The 18841-nt window shown below is 60.8% G+C and carries 17 protein-coding genes; 2 read left to right on the top strand and 15 right to left on the bottom strand.

Translation table 11 applies throughout. From position 1 onward, the window contains the following. The 4 genes from glcE to QMK55_RS02710 all read right to left on the bottom strand — a co-directional run bounded on the left by glcE (position 1) and on the right by QMK55_RS02710 (position 5044). Positions 1-1050, bottom strand: coding sequence for a glycolate oxidase subunit GlcE (glcE, locus tag QMK55_RS02725; RefSeq protein WP_320328617.1), 1050 nt, complete (start codon positions 1048-1050; stop codon positions 1-3). Beyond that, the gene (gene glcD / locus QMK55_RS02720) at positions 1050-2549 is read right to left on the bottom strand and encodes a glycolate oxidase subunit GlcD (RefSeq protein ID WP_102359113.1); all 1500 of its coding nucleotides are present in this window, start codon (positions 2547-2549) and stop codon (positions 1050-1052) included. Before glcD ends, glcE begins: the two co-directional genes overlap by 1 nt. Before the next feature lie 92 nt (positions 2550-2641). After that, the gene (locus QMK55_RS02715; protein ID WP_102359112.1) at positions 2642-3568 is read right to left on the bottom strand and encodes an alpha/beta fold hydrolase; all 927 of its coding nucleotides are present in this window, start codon (positions 3566-3568) and stop codon (positions 2642-2644) included. 21 nt (positions 3569-3589) lie between these two features. Next, complete coding sequence (locus tag QMK55_RS02710) at positions 3590-5044, bottom strand: NAD(P)/FAD-dependent oxidoreductase (protein WP_320328616.1); 1455 nt, start codon at positions 5042-5044, stop codon at positions 3590-3592. Positions 5045-5832: 788 nt separating this feature from the next. Here QMK55_RS02710 and QMK55_RS02705 point away from each other — a divergent pair. Continuing rightward, positions 5833-6906: a diguanylate cyclase gene (locus QMK55_RS02705; protein ID WP_102358732.1), complete on the top strand. Its 1074-nt coding sequence runs from the start codon at positions 5833-5835 to the stop codon at positions 6904-6906. Positions 6907-7115: 209 nt separating this feature from the next. Next, positions 7116-8351, top strand: a complete 1236-nt coding sequence (locus tag QMK55_RS02700; protein ID WP_320328615.1) for a M20/M25/M40 family metallo-hydrolase — start codon at positions 7116-7118, stop codon at positions 8349-8351. A gap of 187 nt (positions 8352-8538) precedes the next feature. Here QMK55_RS02700 and QMK55_RS02695 read toward each other — a convergent pair whose 3' ends face one another. The 11 genes from QMK55_RS02695 to QMK55_RS02645 all read right to left on the bottom strand — a co-directional run bounded on the left by QMK55_RS02695 (position 8539) and on the right by QMK55_RS02645 (position 18690). Further along, positions 8539-8715 carry a hypothetical protein gene (locus QMK55_RS02695; protein ID WP_320328614.1) on the bottom strand — a complete coding sequence of 59 codons (177 nt, stop codon included), beginning with the start codon at positions 8713-8715 and terminating at the stop codon, positions 8539-8541. Next, positions 8712-9392 carry a transposase gene (locus QMK55_RS02690; protein WP_102358730.1) on the bottom strand — a complete coding sequence of 227 codons (681 nt, stop codon included), beginning with the start codon at positions 9390-9392 and terminating at the stop codon, positions 8712-8714. The genes QMK55_RS02695 and QMK55_RS02690 overlap by 4 nt, the downstream gene beginning before the upstream one ends. Next, entirely contained in the window at positions 9389-10162 is a 774-nt protein-coding gene (locus tag QMK55_RS02685) for a hypothetical protein (RefSeq protein WP_320328613.1), read from the bottom strand. Before QMK55_RS02685 ends, QMK55_RS02690 begins: the two co-directional genes overlap by 4 nt. Positions 10163-10463: 301 nt before the next feature. After that, the gene (locus QMK55_RS02680; RefSeq protein WP_025111253.1) at positions 10464-11333 is read right to left on the bottom strand and encodes an isocitrate lyase/PEP mutase family protein; all 870 of its coding nucleotides are present in this window, start codon (positions 11331-11333) and stop codon (positions 10464-10466) included. 121 nt (positions 11334-11454) lie between these two features. Next, positions 11455-12489: an arginine N-succinyltransferase gene (gene astA / locus QMK55_RS02675; protein WP_102358728.1), complete on the bottom strand. Its 1035-nt coding sequence runs from the start codon at positions 12487-12489 to the stop codon at positions 11455-11457. Positions 12490-12550: 61 nt separating this feature from the next. Further along, a complete protein-coding gene (locus QMK55_RS02670) occupies positions 12551-13567 on the bottom strand; it encodes an arginine N-succinyltransferase (RefSeq protein WP_320328612.1) in 1017 nt (338 codons plus the stop codon). Positions 13568-13686: 119 nt separating this feature from the next. After that, a complete protein-coding gene (locus QMK55_RS02665) occupies positions 13687-15036 on the bottom strand; it encodes an APC family permease (RefSeq protein WP_320328611.1) in 1350 nt (449 codons plus the stop codon). 88 nt (positions 15037-15124) lie between these two features. Continuing rightward, entirely contained in the window at positions 15125-15877 is a 753-nt protein-coding gene (locus QMK55_RS02660; protein WP_320328610.1) for an N-formylglutamate amidohydrolase, read from the bottom strand. Beyond that, positions 15861-17192 carry a glutamine synthetase gene (locus QMK55_RS02655; RefSeq protein ID WP_102358724.1) on the bottom strand — a complete coding sequence of 444 codons (1332 nt, stop codon included), beginning with the start codon at positions 17190-17192 and terminating at the stop codon, positions 15861-15863. Before QMK55_RS02655 ends, QMK55_RS02660 begins: the two co-directional genes overlap by 17 nt. Then, positions 17189-17833, bottom strand: a complete 645-nt coding sequence (locus QMK55_RS02650) for an isochorismatase family cysteine hydrolase (RefSeq protein WP_102358723.1) — start codon at positions 17831-17833, stop codon at positions 17189-17191. Before QMK55_RS02650 ends, QMK55_RS02655 begins: the two co-directional genes overlap by 4 nt. Before the next feature lie 2 nt (positions 17834-17835). Further along, positions 17836-18690: a MurR/RpiR family transcriptional regulator gene (locus QMK55_RS02645; protein ID WP_102358722.1), complete on the bottom strand. Its 855-nt coding sequence runs from the start codon at positions 18688-18690 to the stop codon at positions 17836-17838. Positions 18691-18841 lie beyond the last annotated feature (151 nt).

The following is an 18841-nucleotide window of genomic DNA, read 5'->3' as shown; positions in this document are numbered from 1 at the left end:
CTAGAACTCCGCGTACATCCGGCCGGGGTTGAACAGCCCTTGCGGGTCGAGTTGCGCCTTGAGCTGGCGGTGATAGCGCATCAGTGCCGGGTGCAGCGGCTGAAACGGTGTGTCGCTGGCCCCATGGGTGAAGCAGGTGGCGTGGCCGCCGAGTTCCTGGGCGAGAATCTGAATGTGCTCATGATCGGATTTCAGCCAGCGTTGCGCGCCGGCCCAGTCGATCAACTGCTGGCCGGGCAAGTCCTGCGGCCCAAGGTTGTTCGGCAGCGACAGGCGCCACAGCGGCAGGCCCTCGTCAAAAAATGCCAGGCGTTGCTCGTTGAGGTCGCGCCAGAACACCGAGTCCAGCGGTTCGCCGCCGAGTCGTTGATGGGCGGCAGTCACCGAGCCTTCGCCGCCTTCAAGGCGCAGATACAGGCTTTGCCCGTCGTGACAGGCGCCGCTGATCGGCAAGGGTTGCTGGCCCCATTCGGCCAGTTTGGCCAGCGCCCTGGCGCAATCGAGGTCGAGGCGGATGCTCAGACACTGACGCGGTTTGGGCAGGACTTTCAGCGAGACTTCGCTGAGCACGCCGAGGCAACCGAAACTCCCGGTCAACAGGCGCGAGAGGTCGTAGCCGGCGACGTTTTTCATCACTTCGCCACCGAAACGCAGGTGCTGGCCGAGGCCGGTGATCACTCGGGTGCCGAGGACAAAATCGCGCACCGAGCCGGACCATGGCCGCCGTGGCCCGGACAGTCCGGTGGCGATCATCCCGCCGACCGTGGCGCTGTCGCCGAAGGCCGGCGGCTCGCACGGCAGCATCTGCCCGGCAGCGTCGAGCGCCTCCAGCAACTCGCGCAGCGGTGTACCGGCGCGCACGCTGACCACCAGCTCCGTCGGTTCATAGCGCACGATGCCGCAGTGCGCGCGGGTGTCGAGCACTTCACCGGCCACCTCGCGGCCAAGAAACGCCTTGCTGTTGCCGCCCTGGATTTTCAGCGGCGTGGCGTTGGCCCGGGCTTCGTTGACCTGATCGAGCAGGGCGCTGCTGGCGTCGACGTCAGCCATCAGAAACGCTCCAGATCAGGGAACGGCAGTTGCCCGGCATGAATGTGCATCGCGCCAAATTCGGCGCAGCGATGCAGGGTCGGGATGTTTTTGCCGGGGTTGAGCAAGCCTTGCGGGTCGAATGCGGCTTTGACCGCGTGGAACAGGGTCAGCTCAGCGCTGTTGAATTGCGCGCACATCTGATTGATTTTCTCGCGGCCGACCCCGTGTTCGCCGGTGATGCTGCCGCCGACCTGCACGCACAGTTCCAGAATCTTGCCGCCCAACGCCTCAGCGCGATGCAGTTCCCCCGGCTGGTTGGCGTCGAACAGGATCAGCGGGTGCATGTTGCCGTCGCCGGCATGGAACACATTGGCCACGCGCAAGCCGTATTCGGCGCCGAGGCGGGCGATGCCTTGCAGCACGCCGGGCAATTCGCGGCGCGGGATGGTGCCGTCCATGCAGTAATAGTCCGGCGACAAGCGGCCGATGGCCGGAAAGGCGTTTTTGCGCCCGGCCCAGAAGCGCACGCGTTCGGCTTCGTCGCGGGCCTGACGCACCTCGCTGGCACCGGCCTGGGTCATGACTTCGCGGACCCGCAGGCAGTCGTCGTGGACGTCGGCTTCGACACCATCGAGTTCGCACAGCAGGATCGCCTCGGCATCCACCGGGTAGCCTGCGTGGATGAAATCTTCGGCGGCGCGGATCGCCAGGTTGTCCATCATTTCCAGGCCGCCGGGGATGATCCCCGCAGCGATGATGTCGGCCACCGCGCGGCCAGCCTTTTCCACCGAGTCGAAACTGCCCAGCAAGACTTTGGCGACTTGCGGTTTGGGCAGCAGTTTGACCGTGACTTCGGTGATGATCCCCAACAAACCTTCGGAGCCGGTGAACAGCGCCAGCAAATCAAAACCCGGGGAATCGAGGGCGTCGCTGCCCAGGGTCAGGCGTTCGCCTTCGATGGTCAGCACTTCGATCTTCAGCAGATTGTGCACGGTCAGGCCGTACTTGAGGCAATGCACGCCACCGGCGTTTTCCGCGACGTTGCCGCCGATTGAGCAAGCGATTTGCGAGGACGGGTCCGGCGCGTAATACAGGCCGAACGGCGCGGCAGCCTGGGAAATCGCCAGGTTGCGCACCCCGGGCTGAACCCGCGCCGTGCGGGCCGCCGGGTCGATGTGGAGGATGTTGTTGAACCGCGCCATCACCAGCAGCAGGCCTTTTTCCAGCGGCAGCGCGCCGCCCGATAACCCGGTGCCGGCGCCACGGGCCACCACTGGCACGGTGTGTTGATGGCAGAGCTTGAGCAGGGTTTGCACCTGGTCGAGTCGCCGGGGCAGGGCGACGAGCATCGGCGTGGTGCGATAGGCCGACAGGCCGTCGCACTCGTAAGGCTTGAGTTCGTCTTCGCGCCAGAGAATGTCGAGATCCGGGAGGGCCTGTTGCAGGATCTTGAGCAGTTGTGCCTTGTTCACCTCCGGTAGCGGGCCGTCGAGGCGTTCGTCGTAGAGAATGTTCATTTCAACTCCATCGGCCGACGGGATTTATTGTGGTGAGGGGATAAATCCCCTCACCACAATAAATCCCCTCATCACAAGGACTGTGGTGGCGGTCATCGCTGGTTACCCAGAAACTCCCGATACAACCGCGCTGTGTTCGTCGGTTGTTCGACCATTGGCATGTGCCCGACGCCGTCCCACACATCGACCCGCAGATTGGCGATGCCCTTGCTCCAGATCGGCACGCTGCTGACGTCGATCAAGCGGTCCTTGCGTCCCCACAACAGCAGCGCCGGGCATTTGATTTCGGACAGTTTCGGCTCCATCGGCGGACTGGCGCGGAAGTCGCGGAAGATCTCTTCCAGTTCGTCGCGCTGGCGTTCATAACGCTGGGCAATGGCGTCCAGGACCAACCCGGGCACCCAGGGTGGCGAGGCCATGGTCATCGCATAAAACTGGCGAAACTCTTCCCGGGAATTGATCAGGAACGGGTTGTGCCCTCGTGCCAGGTGGCGCTCCATGTCGCTGGCCTCCGGTGCGGTGACGCCGGCCGGGTCGATCAATGCCACCGAGGCGATTCGGTCCGGGTAGGTCGCCGCCAGCCACGCCGCGATGTAGCCGCCCATCGAGTTGCCGATCACGTGGACTTTCTCCACGCCGCAGACGTCGAGCAACTGGATCATGCGCTTGGCCTGCAGCGCAATGTCGTAGCCGCCACCAGACTTGAAGCCGGTTTCACCGTGGCCGGCGATGTCCGGAATGATCACTCGATATTGGCGGACAAAATGCCGGGCGAAGCGCAGCCACAGGTTCTTGTCGGCGCTGTAGCCGTGCAGCATCAGGATCGCGCTGGCCGCTTCATAGGGGCCGCCTTGCCAGGTCGATACCGTCATTTCAGCGATCGGTACCTCGATTTTGTGCAACTTATACAGTTTGGCCTCCAGAGCCATGCTCAGGTCGTACAGCCAATGACCCACCGCCGGGTAACTCAACCAGCTCCAGGCCACGAAAACCGCGAGAGCGACAAACAGCAAAAGCATCGACGTCTTCCTTTTACGTGTTCAGGACAGAATGTGGTCAGCCGGTTTCAACGCCCGGGTCAACCGGTAGTAGCTGAAACTGAAGCCCGGAAAAATCGCGATCACATGACCGCTTTTGCTCTGATACCAACTGTGACAGCCGCCGGACTTCCATACCGTGCGCTCCATCTCACGGTGGATCATTGCAGTGTAGGTACGTTCCGCTTCGGGGCGCACTTCGATGCTGCGCAGGCCCTTGGCCTGGAGGGTGTGGATGCAGTCGAGGATGTAGTTCATCTGTGATTCGATGATGAACAGCGCCGAGGTATGCCCGATGCCGGTGTTCGGCCCGGTGACGATGAACAGGTTGGGAAACTCCGGCAGGCTGGTGCCCAGGTAGGCGCGCGGGTACTGCGCCCAGACGTCCTTGAGCTGCACGCCGTGCTTGCCGGTTACCGGGTAGGAGACCACGCCGTCGGTGGCGTCATAGCCGGTCGACCAGACAATCAGGTCGACCTCGATGTGTTGGCCGTCCCTGGTGGTGATCCCCGTTTCATCGATTTCGGCGATGCCTTGCTCGCGGCTGTGCAGCGTCACGTTGGGCCGGGTCAGCGCCGGGTAATAAGTGCTGGAGAGCAGGATGCGCTTGCAGCCGATGGTGAAGTCCGGGGTGAGCTTTTCGCGCAATAGCGGATCGGGTACCTGTTGCTTGAGAAAGTGCAGGGCCTGGCGCTGAACCATGTGAATCGCCGGTTTTGAGTATTTGAAGGCGATCACCCGGGTTTCGAATTGCCAGTAGAGCAACCAGCGCAGCAATTTGTACGCCGGTTTCAAACCCAGCAGCCAGCGCTGAAAGCGTCCGAAGGTACGATCGGGTCGAGGCAACACCCAATGCGGCGTGCGCTGGAACACATGCAGTTGTTCGACCTCGGGGGCAATCGCCGGAATCACCTGCGCGGCACTGGCGCCGCTGCCGACGATGGCCACGCGTTTACCCCGGTAGTCGTAGCTGTGATCCCAGTTGTTGGTATGAAAGGTCTTGCCCTGAAAGCGATCCAGGCCGGGAAAGGGCGGGATCACCGGTTGGCTCAGTGGGCCGCTGGCGTTGATCACGAATTGCGCATGGAAGGTGCCCTTGGCGCTGGTGTGCACCGCCCAGCGCTGTTGCACGTCGTCCCACTCGATACGTTCGACATTGGCCTGCAGCTCCACCCGTTCGCGCAGGTTGAAGCGGTCGATGATGTGTTCGGTGTAGCGGTGCAGTTCGGCCTGGGCGGCGAACATCTGCGTCCAGCGGTATGGCGCGAAGGACAGCGAGTACAGCGGCGAGGGCACATCCACCGCAGCGCCAGGGTAGGTGTTCTGGCACCAGGTGCCGCCGAAGAAGCCACGTCTTTCCAGCAGGCGAAAATCGTCGATCCCGGCCTTGAGCAGATTGACCGCCGCACACTGGCCGCCAAAACCGCTGCCGATGATCAACACTCGGTAGGTCTGCATGGGCCTCCTTCTTATAGTCGTTTTTCCGTTTTCATCCTTTCAGGTATAGCTAAATATTTGCCTTGTGGGAGTGGGCTTGCTCACGAAAGCGGTGGGTCAGTCACCGATGATGCTGGCTCACACCGCCATCGCGAGCAGGCTCACTCCTACAGGGAACTGTATTCCAGGCAGTTGCTGCACTTTGCTCTGAGGCAACAAGACACACACACTCGACCTCTGACACACCACAAAACCCCTGTGGGAGTGGGCTTGCTCACGAAAGCGCCGTGTCATTCACCGAAGATGTTGGCTGCCCCACCGCCTTCGGGAGCAAGCCCCCTCCCACAGAGGATCTGTATTCCAGGCAGCTCCTGCACTTTGCTCGATTCAACAAGACACACACTCGACCCCTGACACACCACAAAACCCATGTGGGAGTGGGCTTGCTCACGAAAGCGGTGGGTCAGTCACCGATGATGCTGGCTCACACCGCCATCGCGAGCAGGCTCACTCCTACAGGGAACTGTATTCCAGGCAGTTGCTGCACTTTGCTCTGAGGCAACAAGACACACACTCGACCTCTGACACACCACAAAACCCCTGTGGGAGTGGGCTTGCTCACGAAAGCGCCGTGTCATTCACCGAAGATGTTGGCTGCCCCACCGCCTTCGGGAGCAAGCCCCCTCCCACAGTGCGATTTAACGGGGTGAGGCGGCCGGCTGGTGATGGCTATTTAACGGCTGGCTGTTAGACTTCCAGCACATCCGTCTGACGGTGTGTGCAGGTTCCGTTGAGTGCTCGAGGCCCTTATGCGAAACAAGGGGGGAAAGGGACTTTCATTGGCCAGGAGGCTTTATACATCGCGAACCCTCGGGCTGGTGCTGGGGTTGTTGTGCGTGAGCGCGGCGATGTACCCGCTCGAACCGCCGCTGTGGGTCTGGGCGCTGATGCTGTTCAACGGCCTGCTCTGGCCGCACCTGGCGTTCCAATGGGCGCGTCGCTCCAGCGTTCCCTACCACGCCGAACACCGCAATCTGTTGATCGACGCGTTTATGGGCGGCTTTTGGGTCGCCGCCATGCATTTCAATCCGCTGCCCAGCGCCACCACCATTTCGATGATGGCGATGAACAACGTCGCCATCGGCGGTCTGCGTTTTCTCGCGGCGGGCCTGGCGGCGCAGATCCTTGGTATTGGCGTTGGGCTGGTGGTTTTCGCCCCGGCGTTCATCCCGCAAACCTCACCGCTGCAACTGTATGCGTGCCTGCCATTGCTGATGCTGTACCCGTTGGCGCTGGGCTGGATCTGCTTTCGCCAGGCCTACACGCTGGGGCTGCACAAGCGTGAGTTGTTGGCCCTGAGCCGCACCGACAGCCTCACCGGATTGCTCAACCATGGCGCCTGGAAGGATCAACTGGAAATCGAATTTCAACGCTGCCGCCGGCAGAAGCAGGGCGCGGCGATTGCATTGATTGACATCGATCATTTCAAGTCGATCAACGACACCTACGGTCACGTGGCAGGCGACATCGTGCTGCGGCAGCTGAGCAAGATGCTCAAGCAGAACCTGCGCGCCGCGGACGTGGCCGGGCGCTACGGCGGTGACGAATTCTGCGTGATCCTGCCCGACCTGCCGCTGTTCAATGCCGCCCAGGCGATGGAAGCCTTGCGCGAGCGATTTTCCACCCTGGGTTACGAGCAGAACCCGGCACTCAAGGTCAGTCTCAGTATTGGTCTGGCCGCTTACGACCCGGCCCACGGGGATGCGACTCGCTGGCTCAATGATGCGGATCAGGCGCTGTACGAGGCCAAGGCCAGCGGGCGCAATCGGGTGATCTGCAACAGTGAAGACCGGCCGAAGCACGAACTGCTCGATTCGGTCTGATTGCTCACCACCATTCCTTTTGTAGGAGTGAGCCTGCTCGCGATAGCAATCTATCAGTAACCCGAATGTCGACCGATATAACGCTATCGCGAGCAGGCTCACTCCTACAGGTGTTCGGTGTCGGCCGCAGAGGTGTCGCATCCGGTATAGAGCCTTGCGTCGATGTCAGGTACGGTTCAATCCCCCCGACGCGAAACAAGGATCGATTCATGACATTCTCATTTTCCCGCTCCCTGCTGGCCGCCAGCCTCGGCCTGTCCCTCGCCCTCAGTACCGCCAGCGTCTTCGCCGAACCGCACAAGCAAGTGTTGGCCGATGCCGAACAGTATCAGCCCGAAGCCCTGAAGCTGCTGGAACGGCTGGTCAACATCGACTCCGGTTCAGGCTATGAGCCGGGCCTGAAACAAGTCAGCGAGATTGCCATCGATGAGCTGAAAAAACTCGGCGCGACCATCGAACTGGTGCCCAATACCCTGGAAAAATCCAACCACGTGCTGGCGACCTTCAAAGGCACCGGCAAGGCGAAAATCCTCTTGATGGCGCACATGGACACGGTGTTCAAGGAAGGCTCCGCTGCCGAGCGCCCGTTTCACATCAAGGACGGCCGCGCCTACGGGCCAGGGGTGATGGACGACAAGGGCGGCATCGTCGCCGGGATCTACGCGCTGAAAGTTCTGAAAAACCTCGACTTCAAGGACTACGCGCAAATCACCTTCCTGCTCGACGCCAGTGAAGAAACCGGCTCGGACGTCGCCACCGACCTGATCAAGAAAACCGCCAAGGCTCACGACGTGACCCTCAACCTCGAACCGGGCCGCCCGGCCGATGGTCTGGTGGTGTGGCGCAAGGGCAGCGCGACGGCGCTGGTCGAGGTAAAAGGTAAAGCGGCACATGCCGGCGTCGCACCGGAGCTGGGGCGTAACGCGGCGATGGAAGCGGCGCACCAGATTCTGCAACTGGGCAAACTCGGCGAAGAAACGAAGAAAACCACGATCAATTTCACCGTGCTCCAGGCCGGCGATCGCACCAACGTGATCCCGGATCGCGCAACGGCCAAGGCAGACGTGCGCGCGGCGGTGCCGGAAGAGTTCGACCGGATCGAGAAAGACCTGGCACGGGTCTCGCAGGACAAGCTGATAGCGGAAACCGAAGTGACCACCAGCCTCAAACGCGGCCTGCCGCCGATGCCGCAGACGGCGGAGTCGGATCGTTTGATGGCCATGGCGCAGGGGATTTACGGCGAGATCGGCCGCAAGCTGACCGAAGAGGGCAGCGGTGGCGCGGCGGATGCCAGCCTGTCGGCGGGAGTTGGTACACCGACGCTGGATGGCTTCGGGATTGTCGGCGGCAATATTCACACGCCGGAGGAATACGCCGAAGTGGCGAGCGTGACGCCACGGATTTATCTGTTGTCGCGGATGATCATGGAACTGGCCAAGCGCTGAGCTGTGCCGATATAGCGGCGTTGCGACTGACGCCTTCGCGAGCAAGCCCGCTCCCACAGTGGATTTTCAGTGAACACAACACACGTGTTCGACACAGATCCAATGTAGGAGCGGGCTTGCTCGCGATGGTCTCAGTCCGGCCGGCGCACCACTTCTTGACACTCATGGTGCGCCGGGCCAGCAAGAATCAGGCGGGTTGCGGCATGTTCCAGAATTGCTTGATTTCGTGAATGTTGCCCACGTTGTAACGTGGAATGATGCCCGCACATGGCGATGCCGCAGCGGTTGCCACCGGTGTGTTGATGACGTTGGTGCCAGCATGCAGCAGTGGAGTCGAGTTCCAGTTATCGAGTTGCTTGTTCATACAGATTTCCTTTCTGATTGAGTGAGCAGTGAAGTCTGCTCACGTTGTAGCCGGGACAGCAGGCTTTCAAAGAGCGCTGTCTCCTGCCGGGCGATACCGGGATAAGTCGGTACCAGGTTGTCGTCGAAGCACCAGGCTTCTTCGGTTTTTGTCTCCTGCCGAGGATGGATTAGCAAACTCAGCGAGGCGGACATCGTTTCAGGTGGAAGCTGCTTGTGGACTTCGCGCAGTGGAAGCATGTGCAGCACCTCACCCGGAATAAGTTTAAGTACTCTTTCATCGCCAAACTTCGGCTTTACGCCTGCCTGAAGAGGCGTTTGCTCGAGAATCTCTCGCGAAACGGTGGTGTAACCGTCACCGCTGTAACCCACGCAATAGAGTTCGAAGTCATGACTGTGGTTGAGGTCGTAGATGAAGGTTTCCCGCTCATCCTGTGACGTGACCGGCGACCAGAACCCCAGGCGTACGGTAAACAGATCGTTGGAATGCAGAACAAATGCATAAGCGCCGTAGAGTCTGTTTTTGGTACTGAAACCGTCCTGCTGGATCGTTGTGTAAAGGTATTCGCTCAACAACGTACGGTTAGTCGCCAGTTGACGCAGGTCGTCAATGATTTTTGCGCTGTCCAGCTGCAGGTCGTAGGTCGCCATACGCTCGACAAAAGTATTCAGTTTCATGCGGCTTCACACTGGTCGAGTAAATGGTTCAGACGGCTGTTTTGCAGGTTTCTCAACAGCGGCGCGCAATTCAAGGCAGCCTGCAGATCGGTTCTGCTGATTATCTGAAAGGCCTTCCAGGCGACAGCGGGGTGGTAGTGATAAATCAATTCTTCAGCCACTTTGCAGGCGCCGGGGTCCTGGGCGGCTTCAAGCAGCTCAAGACTCGCCAGGAAGCGTGCGGCACTGTCGTCATGCGGGAACCAGGCGATTTTGCGCAATGAGTCGGGGTCAAATACACTGATGTCGGCAGTTCTTTCAGGCAGATTGATGCTGCCAATGAAGGCCGGGTGCCCGTTGCCGTCGGGGTTGCTGTCGAACAGGACCTTTGCACCGTCCACGAACAACGGATTATTGCCGTCCACACTGACCCGCTCTGCGCGCGTCAGGCACTGATCTTCGAGCTGGTAAAGTTGAATGGGAAATGACTCCCCGTTGATTGCAAACAAGATACTTTTGCCGGGTACGGAATAGAATTGTTCCGGTGCCGGTGCGTTGTCAGGTGCCTTGATACTAATGTTGCCATCTTTGTTGCAGTGTAATGTCAGCGTTCCAGTGTGAATGTTCAGCACTTTCATGATCGCAGCGCGGTGAGACGTGTCCTGAGTATCTGCTGTTGCTTCGAGTAGTTGGTCTGCCAGGCTCTTCACTTCGGTTCCCATGTTCATCGTCTTGATGCGGGTAATAAGTTGTGCTGGCGTCAAGTCTGGATTGAGCAATGTTTTTATCATGGGAGGTGAGTCCGTGTTGGCTGTAGATTAAGTTGGAAAGTACTCGAATAAATAATTCGGCTGATGATTTTTAATGCGTTGTTTATTGTTGGATGTACAGTTGTTTAATTGATTTGGATTATAGGTGGGCGATATTTAATATCAATGCGGAAGTTGTTGTTAAATGTTGGTGTTTGTTAGTGGGTGTGTTGTTGGTTTGGGTGTATGGCTATTAAGTTGGGAGTTGTTCGCAACTTGGCCGGTGACATTGCGTCTACCGGCTGTATCAGTAGTTACCCGTGGCGTTCGGATCAGTGTCGAATTATTCCTTCACGCTCATGTATTCCTTGGCCCAGAGAATGTACTCCTCAGGCTGGGTATAAGTGTGCGTCAGCTCGGTGGCGCTCAGGTCTGAGGCCTGGGTGAAGATCTGCCGCTGTTCGCGCAAGCTGTCGTAGGTGGCCTTGATCGCGGCGAAATACGCGCCGTGGCCGTCGATGGTCACGCGCACGCCGAGTTCTGCCAGACGCTTGTCGTCACGCAGGGCCGGGTTGCCGTAGGTGACCAGCATCAGCGGGACGGTCAGGTGTTCGGCAATCTGTTCCAGCTGATCGAAGTCCTGCACGCCAACCATGCAGATGCCGTCGGCGCCAGCGGCCTGGTACTGCCGGGTACGGCTGATGATTTCCTGATTCGGCAGGATGCCGGCGTTGGTGCGGGCGATGATCGCCATTTCCGAATCGACCCGGGCTTCCAGTGCCGCGCGGATCTTGCCGACGCCTTCGGCGACCGAGATCAGGTCGGTGGATTTGCGCCCGAATTGTGCCGGCAGGAGGGTGTCTTCGATGGTCAGGGCGGCGACGCCGGCGCGTTCCAGTTCAACGATGGTGCGCATCACGTTGAGGGCGTTGCCGTAGCCGTGGTCGGCGTCGGCGATCACCGGCAATTGGGCGACGCGGCCGATACGGGTGGCCTGTTCGGCGAATTCGCTGAGGGTGATCAGGGCAAAGTCGGGGGCGCCCAGTACCTGCAACGAGGCCACGGAGCCGCCGAGGATCCCCACTTCAAAACCCAGGTCTGCGGCAATGCGCGCGGACATCGGGTCGAATACCGAGGCGGTGTGGTAGCACGTGTCGGAGGCCAGCAATTGACGGAAGTTACGGCGCAAATCTTGATGGGAAAGCCTGGTCATACGAGTTCCACCAATACAAAGGAATGGAACGGCTTGAGCAAAGGTGTCAACGCCGAAGAATGAAAAGGCTATCACGCGAGTGGGTCAAGGTTCATGACGAATTTGCGAGAGAGAAGGGGATTCAGGCCGCGACCGCCTGTTGCTGTTGCCTGGGCAGCAGCACCGCACGCACCGAATTGCCTGGTTGCAGCTGCAGGCGCTTGGCGGTGAGGCGATCGACCACCAGAGTATTGCCGACCTGACGGCCCGGAGCGACGGTGATGCGGCAGTTTTCCAGGCGCCGGTTGTGGATCAGCCACAACGGTGCCTGATCGTCCGGTGTGCCGAGGCTCAACGTCAGTGCGAGGCTGTCGCGCACGGTACGGATGTTGGGGATCGCGGCTTCGACTACCGGGCCGCCGTCGAAGATGTCGATGTAGCCCTTATGCACAAAACCTTCTTCGCGCAGGATCTTCAGCGCCGGCTCGGTGTTGGGGTGCGGCTGACCGATGACTGCTTGCGCCTGTTCGGTGAGCAGGCAGGTGTACAGCGGCTGGCGCGGCATCAGTTCGGCGATGAACGACTTGTTGCCCAGGCCCGACAAGTGGTCGGCGTGGCTGAAGTCCATCTTGAAAAAGTGTCGGCCCAGGCTGTCCCAGAACGGCGAGCAGCCGAGCTCATCGGCACTGCCGCGCAGTTCGGCAATCATCTTCTCGCCAAACAGCTGCGGGAACTCAGCCACGAACAACAGGCGTCCGAGCGACAGCAGCCGGCCATTATTGCCGTGCCGGTGCTGCGGATGCAGGAACAGCGAACACAGTTCCGACTGACCGGTCAGTTCGTTATTGAGAAACAGCGTGGGGATCTGTCGCGAAATGCCCAGATCCGGTGCCGAACTCACGGTCAACCCGACGCGGTAGTTGTACCACGGCTCGCGCAGGCCAACCGCCCCGGTCAGGGCGCTGACGCCGACCACGCGCAGGTCGTCGTCTTCGAGCACGAACAGATAATCGGCGTCGGCCCGTTCCACCTGCTCGGCGAATGCACGCTGGGCCCAGCGCACCCGGTGGGCGAGGCGGTCTTCATTGGCCGGCAGGGTAGTGAACCCCGGGCCGGCCTGTCGGACCAGGGTCATCAGCGCTGGCAGGTCGCTGACTTTGACCGGACGGACGATCATGCGGTAACTCCTTGTACGCGCCTGTTCGGGCACTGTCGTTGGGTGTGCAACCGGGCGTGGTTCACAGGGCAATCAGCCTGATCGTGCGGCCATCGGTGACATTCAGCGCCGCACACAGGGCTGGCGTGAGGGACAGCGGTTGATCGGGCTGGTAATCCAGTTCCGCGACGATGGCCCGAAAGCCGTGCAGTGCGTCGTTGCTCAGCAGATAACGGCCCCGGGCGTCGATCTGTGCTTGCTGGCGCACGGTGACGGTCTGGCTGTGGGCAATCGAACGGATGTTCGCGGTGCGCGCATACAGGGTCGGGCCAGCGTCGAACAGATCAATGTAGCTGTTGGTTTCAAAGCCTTCACGCTCGAGGATGTCGAAGGCTTCCTGGCCGTCCGGGTGAATCCGGCCGATGCATTCCTGTGCGGCCAGGGGCAGCATCGGTACGTAAATCGGATATTGCGGCATCAGTTCGGCGAGAAACGTGCGGCTTTGCAGACCACACAGGCGCTCGGCCTCGACGTAGGGCAGGTCGAAGAAATGCTTGCCCAGGGCGTCCCAGAACGGCGAGTGGCCGTTCTCGTCGCTGTAACCGACGATTTCGGTGATCACCGCATCGGAGAAACGTTGTGCGTGGGCGGCGATGAACAGCAGGCGCGCCCGCGACAGCAATTCGGAAAAGGCGCTGCGCACCAGCGCGTTATCGATGTGAAAGCCGCGCAGCAGGGTGTGCTCGTTGAGGTCGTGACACAGCGATAGCGCCGGCACGCCGTGCTCGATGTTCAATTCCCGCGAGGCGCTGGTGAAGTGGCGGTTGCGCAGGCTGTAGAACGGTTCGTTGAAACCGGCAGTGGCGAGGATCTCCGAGCAGCCGAGCAGCCGCCGACTTTCGAGGTCTTCCAGCACGAAGAAGTAGTTCTCCGAGCCTTGCGCCTGAATGTCGCTGTCGAAGGAAGCGCAGGAACCGGCGATTTTTTCGCGCAGGCACTCGCTGTCGTCCGGCAGCGACGTGACGCCGACCAGACTGTCGCGGGCCAGTTGCTGCAATTGCGGCAGGTCGGTTGGCTCGACTGGGCGTAAGACCAGCATGGATGCACTCCTGTATCAAAGGGTTCGGTGATCCTCACCGAACCTGACTATCACTGTCGGTTGCCACGCTTTAAAGCGGCGGTCGCCTGATTTGTTGTCAGACGCCGCCCTTTTTCTTGTCAGCCATTGCTCGGGTCAGGCAGCGCGGTGCTGGCGCCGAGCTTGTTCAGGAAGAACAGGTACACCAGGCCCAGGACGATCCAGATCAGCCCGAGTTTCTGCGCATCGACGCCCATGTTGTACATGATGGCGGCGACGATGATGAAGCCGATCAGCGGGCAGATCAGATGACGCACGACCTGACCGGACTTCTGCCGACGCCAGTAGTAGTTGATCACCGTCAGGTGCAGCAGCATGAAACCGCTGAGGGCACCGAAGTTGACCAGCGAGGTCAGGGTGTCGACCGAATTGATGAACAGGTAGCAGATCACCAGCGACAGCACCGCCACCAGATAAATGCTCAGGTACGGGGTGTTGTGTTTCGGGTGTACCTTGGCCAGTACTTTCGGCAGCTTGCCGTCGCGGGCCATGCCGAACAGCAGGCGTGACACGGCGGCTTGCGAGGTGATCGCCACCGCGACGCCCCAGGCCAGGGCAGTGGCCACCCCCGTCAAGGTTGCCAGCCAGCTGCCGGCAGCGATTTCGGCGATTTCATAGAACGCGGTATCGGCGGATTTGAAGCCCATGCCGGCGGCCAGATCGGTGGCGATCCAGGTCTGTACGACGAAAATCACGCCCATCACCACCAGGGTGATCAGCGCTGCCCGGCCGACGCTTTTGCCGGGGTCGCCTTTGATTTCTTCGGCGAGGGTCGAGATCGCATCGAAGCCCAGGAACGACAGCACCGCAATCGACACCGCTTGCATCAGCAGGGCGAAGTTGAAGGTTTGCGGGTGATACAGCGGCGCCAGGGTCAGCTCGCCGTTACCGCCACCGTTGTGCAGGGCATTCCAGGCGTAGAACAGGAAAATCCCCAGCACCACCAGTTGCGCCAGCAGGAAGATGATGTTCATCCGGGCGGTGAAGGTGATGCCGCGCAGGTTGACGAAGGTCGCGCTGACCAGGAACGCCAGGATGAAGCCGACTTTGGGAATGTCCGGGTACAGATGGTTCAGGGCCATCGCTGCATAGACGTACAGCAGCGGTGGAATCAGCAGATAGTCGAGCAACATCAACCAGCCGGCGATGAAGCCGACGTGTTGATTGAGGCCGCGTTGCGCGTAGGAATACACCGAACCTGCAATCGGAAACGCCCGCGCCATGCTGCCGTAGCTCAGTGCGGTGAACAGCATCGCCACCATGCCGATGATGTAAGCCAACGGCACCATCCCGGGCGCCTCGGCATTGACGTAGCCATACACGCCGAAGGGGGCGATGGGGATCATGAAGATCATCCCGTACACCACCAGGTCGGTCAGTGTCAGGCTACGTTTCAACTCCTGTTTGTAGCCAAACTCTTCTATTTCCATGAAGCGCAACTCCTTGTCAGCCTATCCAGCGTTTTTAGTTGTTATGTCGATCCGTCGTGTACAGCGTCAGCAGTTTCTGCCGCATTCGTTACAACAGTGGCGCCAGGCGCTCGGCCCACAGTGATACCGCTTCGGGGCTGCGCAACAGGTCGTTGCGCACCTCGATCAGCACTGACTCCAGGCCTCGGGCATCGCCGTGCACCGGCACGGTCATGTCGCCCAACGGATCAATCCGGTACGGCTGGTTGCCCGCGACCATCAGCGGGTGCTGGCCGAGACCGTCGATCACCCGTTGGGCATACGCGCTGGCCTGACCGAACAGCACACCGACTTCCAGCGGGCGCGGCTGGCCGTAATACACCGGGGTGAAACTGTGAATCCCAACCACCCGCACCGCTTGACCCTGCGCGAGGCGTTCGTCGATCAGGGTCTGCAGCCGGGCGTGAAACGGTTTGAACAGGTTCTGGCGCCGGTATTCGCGAGTGGTTTCATCCAGGTCGCGGTTGCCGGGCACCTGATAAATCTCGCTCTGCGCCGGAATGCTGTCAGGGGCATGCCGGGGCCGATTGAGGTCGATCAGCAAGCGTGAATAATTGGCGCTCAACAGCGTCGCCCCAAGTGTTTCCGAGAGCTTTTCAGCCAGTTGCAGTGCACCGATGTCCCAGGCGATGTGCTCGCGGGCAGCTGCATCGTCCAGGCCCAGATTGTTCAGGGCTTCGGGGATGTAGCGGCTGGCGTGCTCACACACCAAAATCAACGAATGCGAAGAATCTTCGCGGCTCAGGTTGTAGACCGGGCGGGTGTACAACCCCAGCTCGGCGGATTCAGTACAGGCGTGCATAGTGCTCACACAGGTCAGCGGGCGAGAGCTGTTCCGTCAGCGCCAGTTCCTCGGTTTTAAGGGCGTGGTATGTGTCGAGCAACGGCTTGGGCAGCCATTGGTTGAAGGCTGCGCTGTCACGCAGGCAATCCAGCGCCTGGGCCAGTGAGGCGGGCAGGGCAACAATGCCCCGGGCCTTGCGTTGCTCGTCGTTGAGTGAATCGGGAATCTCATCAGTGATCGCGTTCAGTGCCAGACGCTGTTCGATGCCCAGCCGTCCGGCGATCAGCAGCGCGGCCATCGCCAGGTGCGGCGAGGCGGTGGCGTCCATGGCGCGAAATTCCAGGTTGTACTGCGCCGCCACGGATTTGCCACCCAGGCTCACGGTCGGGCAGATGCGCAGCGCCGCTTCACGGTTTTGCTGCCCCAGGCAGGCGTAGGACGCGCTCCAGTGATGCGGTTGCAGGCGTTCATACGACACCGGTGTCGGTGCGGTGAACGCACACAGGGCAGGCAGGTAATGCAGGATCCCGGCGGCCCAATGCTGGCCGAGGGTCGACAGACCGTTGCTGGTGCCGGCGTCGTACAGCATCGGCAGACCTTGCAGATCGAGCAGGCTGACGTGCAGGTGCACGCCGTTGCACACCGCGTCGGCCTTGGTTTTCGGCGCGAAGCTGACGTCGACACCCATTTGCCGGGCGATTTCGCGAGTGATCTCGCGCACATTCACCGCGCGGTCCGCCGCCGCCACACCGCGGGTCGGGCGGCAGGTGATTTCGTACTGATGCTTGCCGTATTCGGGCAGGAACATTTCCGGCTCGACACCACCGGCGCGCAGCGCGCTGAGCAGCCAGCCGCCGAATTCGGCGCCCTGACGCTGGGCTTCGAGGGAGAACGCCAGGTGTTCGGCAAAACCGGCATGCAGGTTGAATTCGTGTTCGAACGCGGCGTTGACCTGCAAGCCGAGTGCGTCGCGATAGCGCTCTATTTCATCGCGCAACAACGTGCGCGGGCAGGCGCTCCACGGGCGGCCATCGGTCTCGCGGATATCGCCGTGGATGAAATCCAGCGCCGGTGCTGCGGCGTCCGGGCCATTGCCGACGGTGACGCGGCTGCTCAGGTCAGGGATCAGCCGCAAGTCGCCATAAGCGCCCCATGGGTTGCTCGAAGCGATGATGTCCTGCGGCGTCAGTGCGCTGTTGGCCGGCACCCAGCCGCAACCGGCGGCTTGATAATGCTCCAGCTCGTCGGTGGGAAACGAACGGCCTCGGGTGATGCCGATCAGGTCGGTGGTGACGATGGTGGTCATCGGCAACGGCGTCAGGCGCTCGCTCATGGGCGCAGCTCCTGCAACCGTGCGAGCACGGTTTGTGTGTCGGTGATCCAGCAGTAACCCTTGATTGCGTTCAGGCAGGCGTCATGCCGCGCCGGGGTGTAGGTGGCGCAGGCGTCTTCGACCAGCGTCACCAGATAGCCACGGTCGGCGGCGTCGCGCACCGCCATGTCGACGCACTGGTCGGTGACAATGCCGGCGATGATCAGATGACGGGTTTGGAGGTTGCGCAGCACGTAATCGATGTTGGTCGAGTTGAACACCCCGGATGAAGTCTTCGGCAAAACGATCTCGTTTTCCACCGGGGTCAGGTCGTCGATGATTCGCGCCTGTTCACTGCCCTTGGGCAGGTGCATGTCCGACAGCTTGTGGTCCAGCGAGCGGTCGCGACCGTCAGCGGTCAGGCTTTCGATAATCGTGTGCAGCACGTTCTGTCGCGCTTCGCGAAAGGCGCTGAGCAACCGGCGCTGGTTGGGCACCACCTGCATGTGCGCGCGGGTCAGGAAATACTCGGCGTCCGGCCCGTTCAGGTGCGGGTCGAACTGCGGTTCGAGCCACGCACGCTGCATGTCCACCAGCAGCAACGCAGTGTGATCGGTGACAAACGGCAAGTCCCGCGGCGAGCGGTGGGGAAGGCTGAACATCCTTATTTATCCTCCAGCAGGTGGGTGTTGAAGTCGTTGCGCAGGGCGTCGATGCCTTCCAGGCGATCGGCCAGATCGGGGCTGCGCAGGGTCAGGCAGGCAATCAGCGCCTCGACCTGGGCCAGCGCCGGCACCATGGTGTCGAATGCCGAGGCCGATTCCACCGGGGCGCTGATGATCAGGTCGGCCAGTTCACGCAGCGGCGAGGCATAGATGTCGGTGAACAACACCACCCGGGCGTTGCGGCTTTTTGCGGCACTGGCCACGCGCACGGCCTGGGTCTGATAGCGGCGATAGTCGAACAGCAGCACGACATCCTGGCGTTGCAGATCGAACAATCGGTCCGGCAGTTGCGCGTTGTCTTCCAGAGCAAAGCAGCCGGGGCGCAGCAGGCGCAGGTGATTGAGCAGGTAGTTGGCCATCAGGCCGCTGAAGCGTCCGCCGAAGCAGTAGATCTGGTGCCGCGTATCGAGCAGCCAGTCCAGCAGAATCCGTACGTCTTCAGGCTGGGTCAGGGCTTGGGTTTCCAGCAGCAGACGCTGGCTGTCGGCCAGATAATGGCCCCAGGCATCGTCCTTGTTCAGGTGCGAGCGCGGTTGCAACAGGGTGCGCGGCGAACGCAGGCGGTGGTCCATGTCGCTGAGCAGGGCGTCCTGGAATTCGGCATAACCGCCGAATCCGAGCTTCTTCACCAGCCGTACGATGGTCGGATCGCTGACGCCGGCGTGTTCGGCCAGACGCGCCATCGGACCCAGACCGTTGCGTGGATACTGGTCGAGCAGGGCGCGAATCACTTTGCGCTCCGACGGTGTCAGTTCCAGGCCGGGATCGGTGATCAAGTCTCTAAGAGGGGGCATCCGGGCTCCTGCTGGATGAAGGATTGTTGAATTCGTTTCACAATCCGTTAAAACAGTATTTATGTAACTCAGGTTACATGTCTAGTGAATTTTTAGCAGTAGCTACTCAGTGTTTAAATAACGTCAGAGCCCTGTGTAACAAGGGCTACAC

It is taken from the genome of Pseudomonas sp. P8_229 (assembly GCF_034008635.1).
In the GTDB taxonomy this organism is placed as follows: domain Bacteria; phylum Pseudomonadota; class Gammaproteobacteria; order Pseudomonadales; family Pseudomonadaceae; genus Aquipseudomonas.
This window is presented reverse-complemented; position numbering and strand designations above follow the sequence as displayed.

Coding starts and splice junctions, on each gene's coding strand:
- glcE (WP_320328617.1), bottom strand. CDS start 1,050: ATGGCTGACGTCGACGCCAGCAGCGCCCTGCTCGATCAGGTCAACGAA.
- glcD (WP_102359113.1), bottom strand. CDS start 2,549: ATGAACATTCTCTACGACGAACGCCTCGACGGCCCGCTACCGGAGGTG.
- QMK55_RS02715 (WP_102359112.1), bottom strand. CDS start 3,568: ATGCTTTTGCTGTTTGTCGCTCTCGCGGTTTTCGTGGCCTGGAGCTGG.
- QMK55_RS02710 (WP_320328616.1), bottom strand. CDS start 5,044: ATGCAGACCTACCGAGTGTTGATCATCGGCAGCGGTTTTGGCGGCCAG.
- QMK55_RS02705 (WP_102358732.1), top strand. CDS start 5,833: ATGCGAAACAAGGGGGGAAAGGGACTTTCATTGGCCAGGAGGCTTTAT.
- QMK55_RS02700 (WP_320328615.1), top strand. CDS start 7,116: ATGACATTCTCATTTTCCCGCTCCCTGCTGGCCGCCAGCCTCGGCCTG.
- QMK55_RS02695 (WP_320328614.1), bottom strand. CDS start 8,715: ATGAACAAGCAACTCGATAACTGGAACTCGACTCCACTGCTGCATGCT.
- QMK55_RS02690 (WP_102358730.1), bottom strand. CDS start 9,392: ATGAAACTGAATACTTTTGTCGAGCGTATGGCGACCTACGACCTGCAG.
- QMK55_RS02685 (WP_320328613.1), bottom strand. CDS start 10,162: ATGATAAAAACATTGCTCAATCCAGACTTGACGCCAGCACAACTTATT.
- QMK55_RS02680 (WP_025111253.1), bottom strand. CDS start 11,333: ATGACCAGGCTTTCCCATCAAGATTTGCGCCGTAACTTCCGTCAATTG.
- astA (WP_102358728.1), bottom strand. CDS start 12,489: ATGATCGTCCGTCCGGTCAAAGTCAGCGACCTGCCAGCGCTGATGACC.
- QMK55_RS02670 (WP_320328612.1), bottom strand. CDS start 13,567: ATGCTGGTCTTACGCCCAGTCGAGCCAACCGACCTGCCGCAATTGCAG.
- QMK55_RS02665 (WP_320328611.1), bottom strand. CDS start 15,036: ATGGAAATAGAAGAGTTTGGCTACAAACAGGAGTTGAAACGTAGCCTG.
- QMK55_RS02660 (WP_320328610.1), bottom strand. CDS start 15,877: ATGCACGCCTGTACTGAATCCGCCGAGCTGGGGTTGTACACCCGCCCG.
- QMK55_RS02655 (WP_102358724.1), bottom strand. CDS start 17,192: ATGAGCGAGCGCCTGACGCCGTTGCCGATGACCACCATCGTCACCACC.
- QMK55_RS02650 (WP_102358723.1), bottom strand. CDS start 17,833: ATGTTCAGCCTTCCCCACCGCTCGCCGCGGGACTTGCCGTTTGTCACC.
- QMK55_RS02645 (WP_102358722.1), bottom strand. CDS start 18,690: ATGCCCCCTCTTAGAGACTTGATCACCGATCCCGGCCTGGAACTGACA.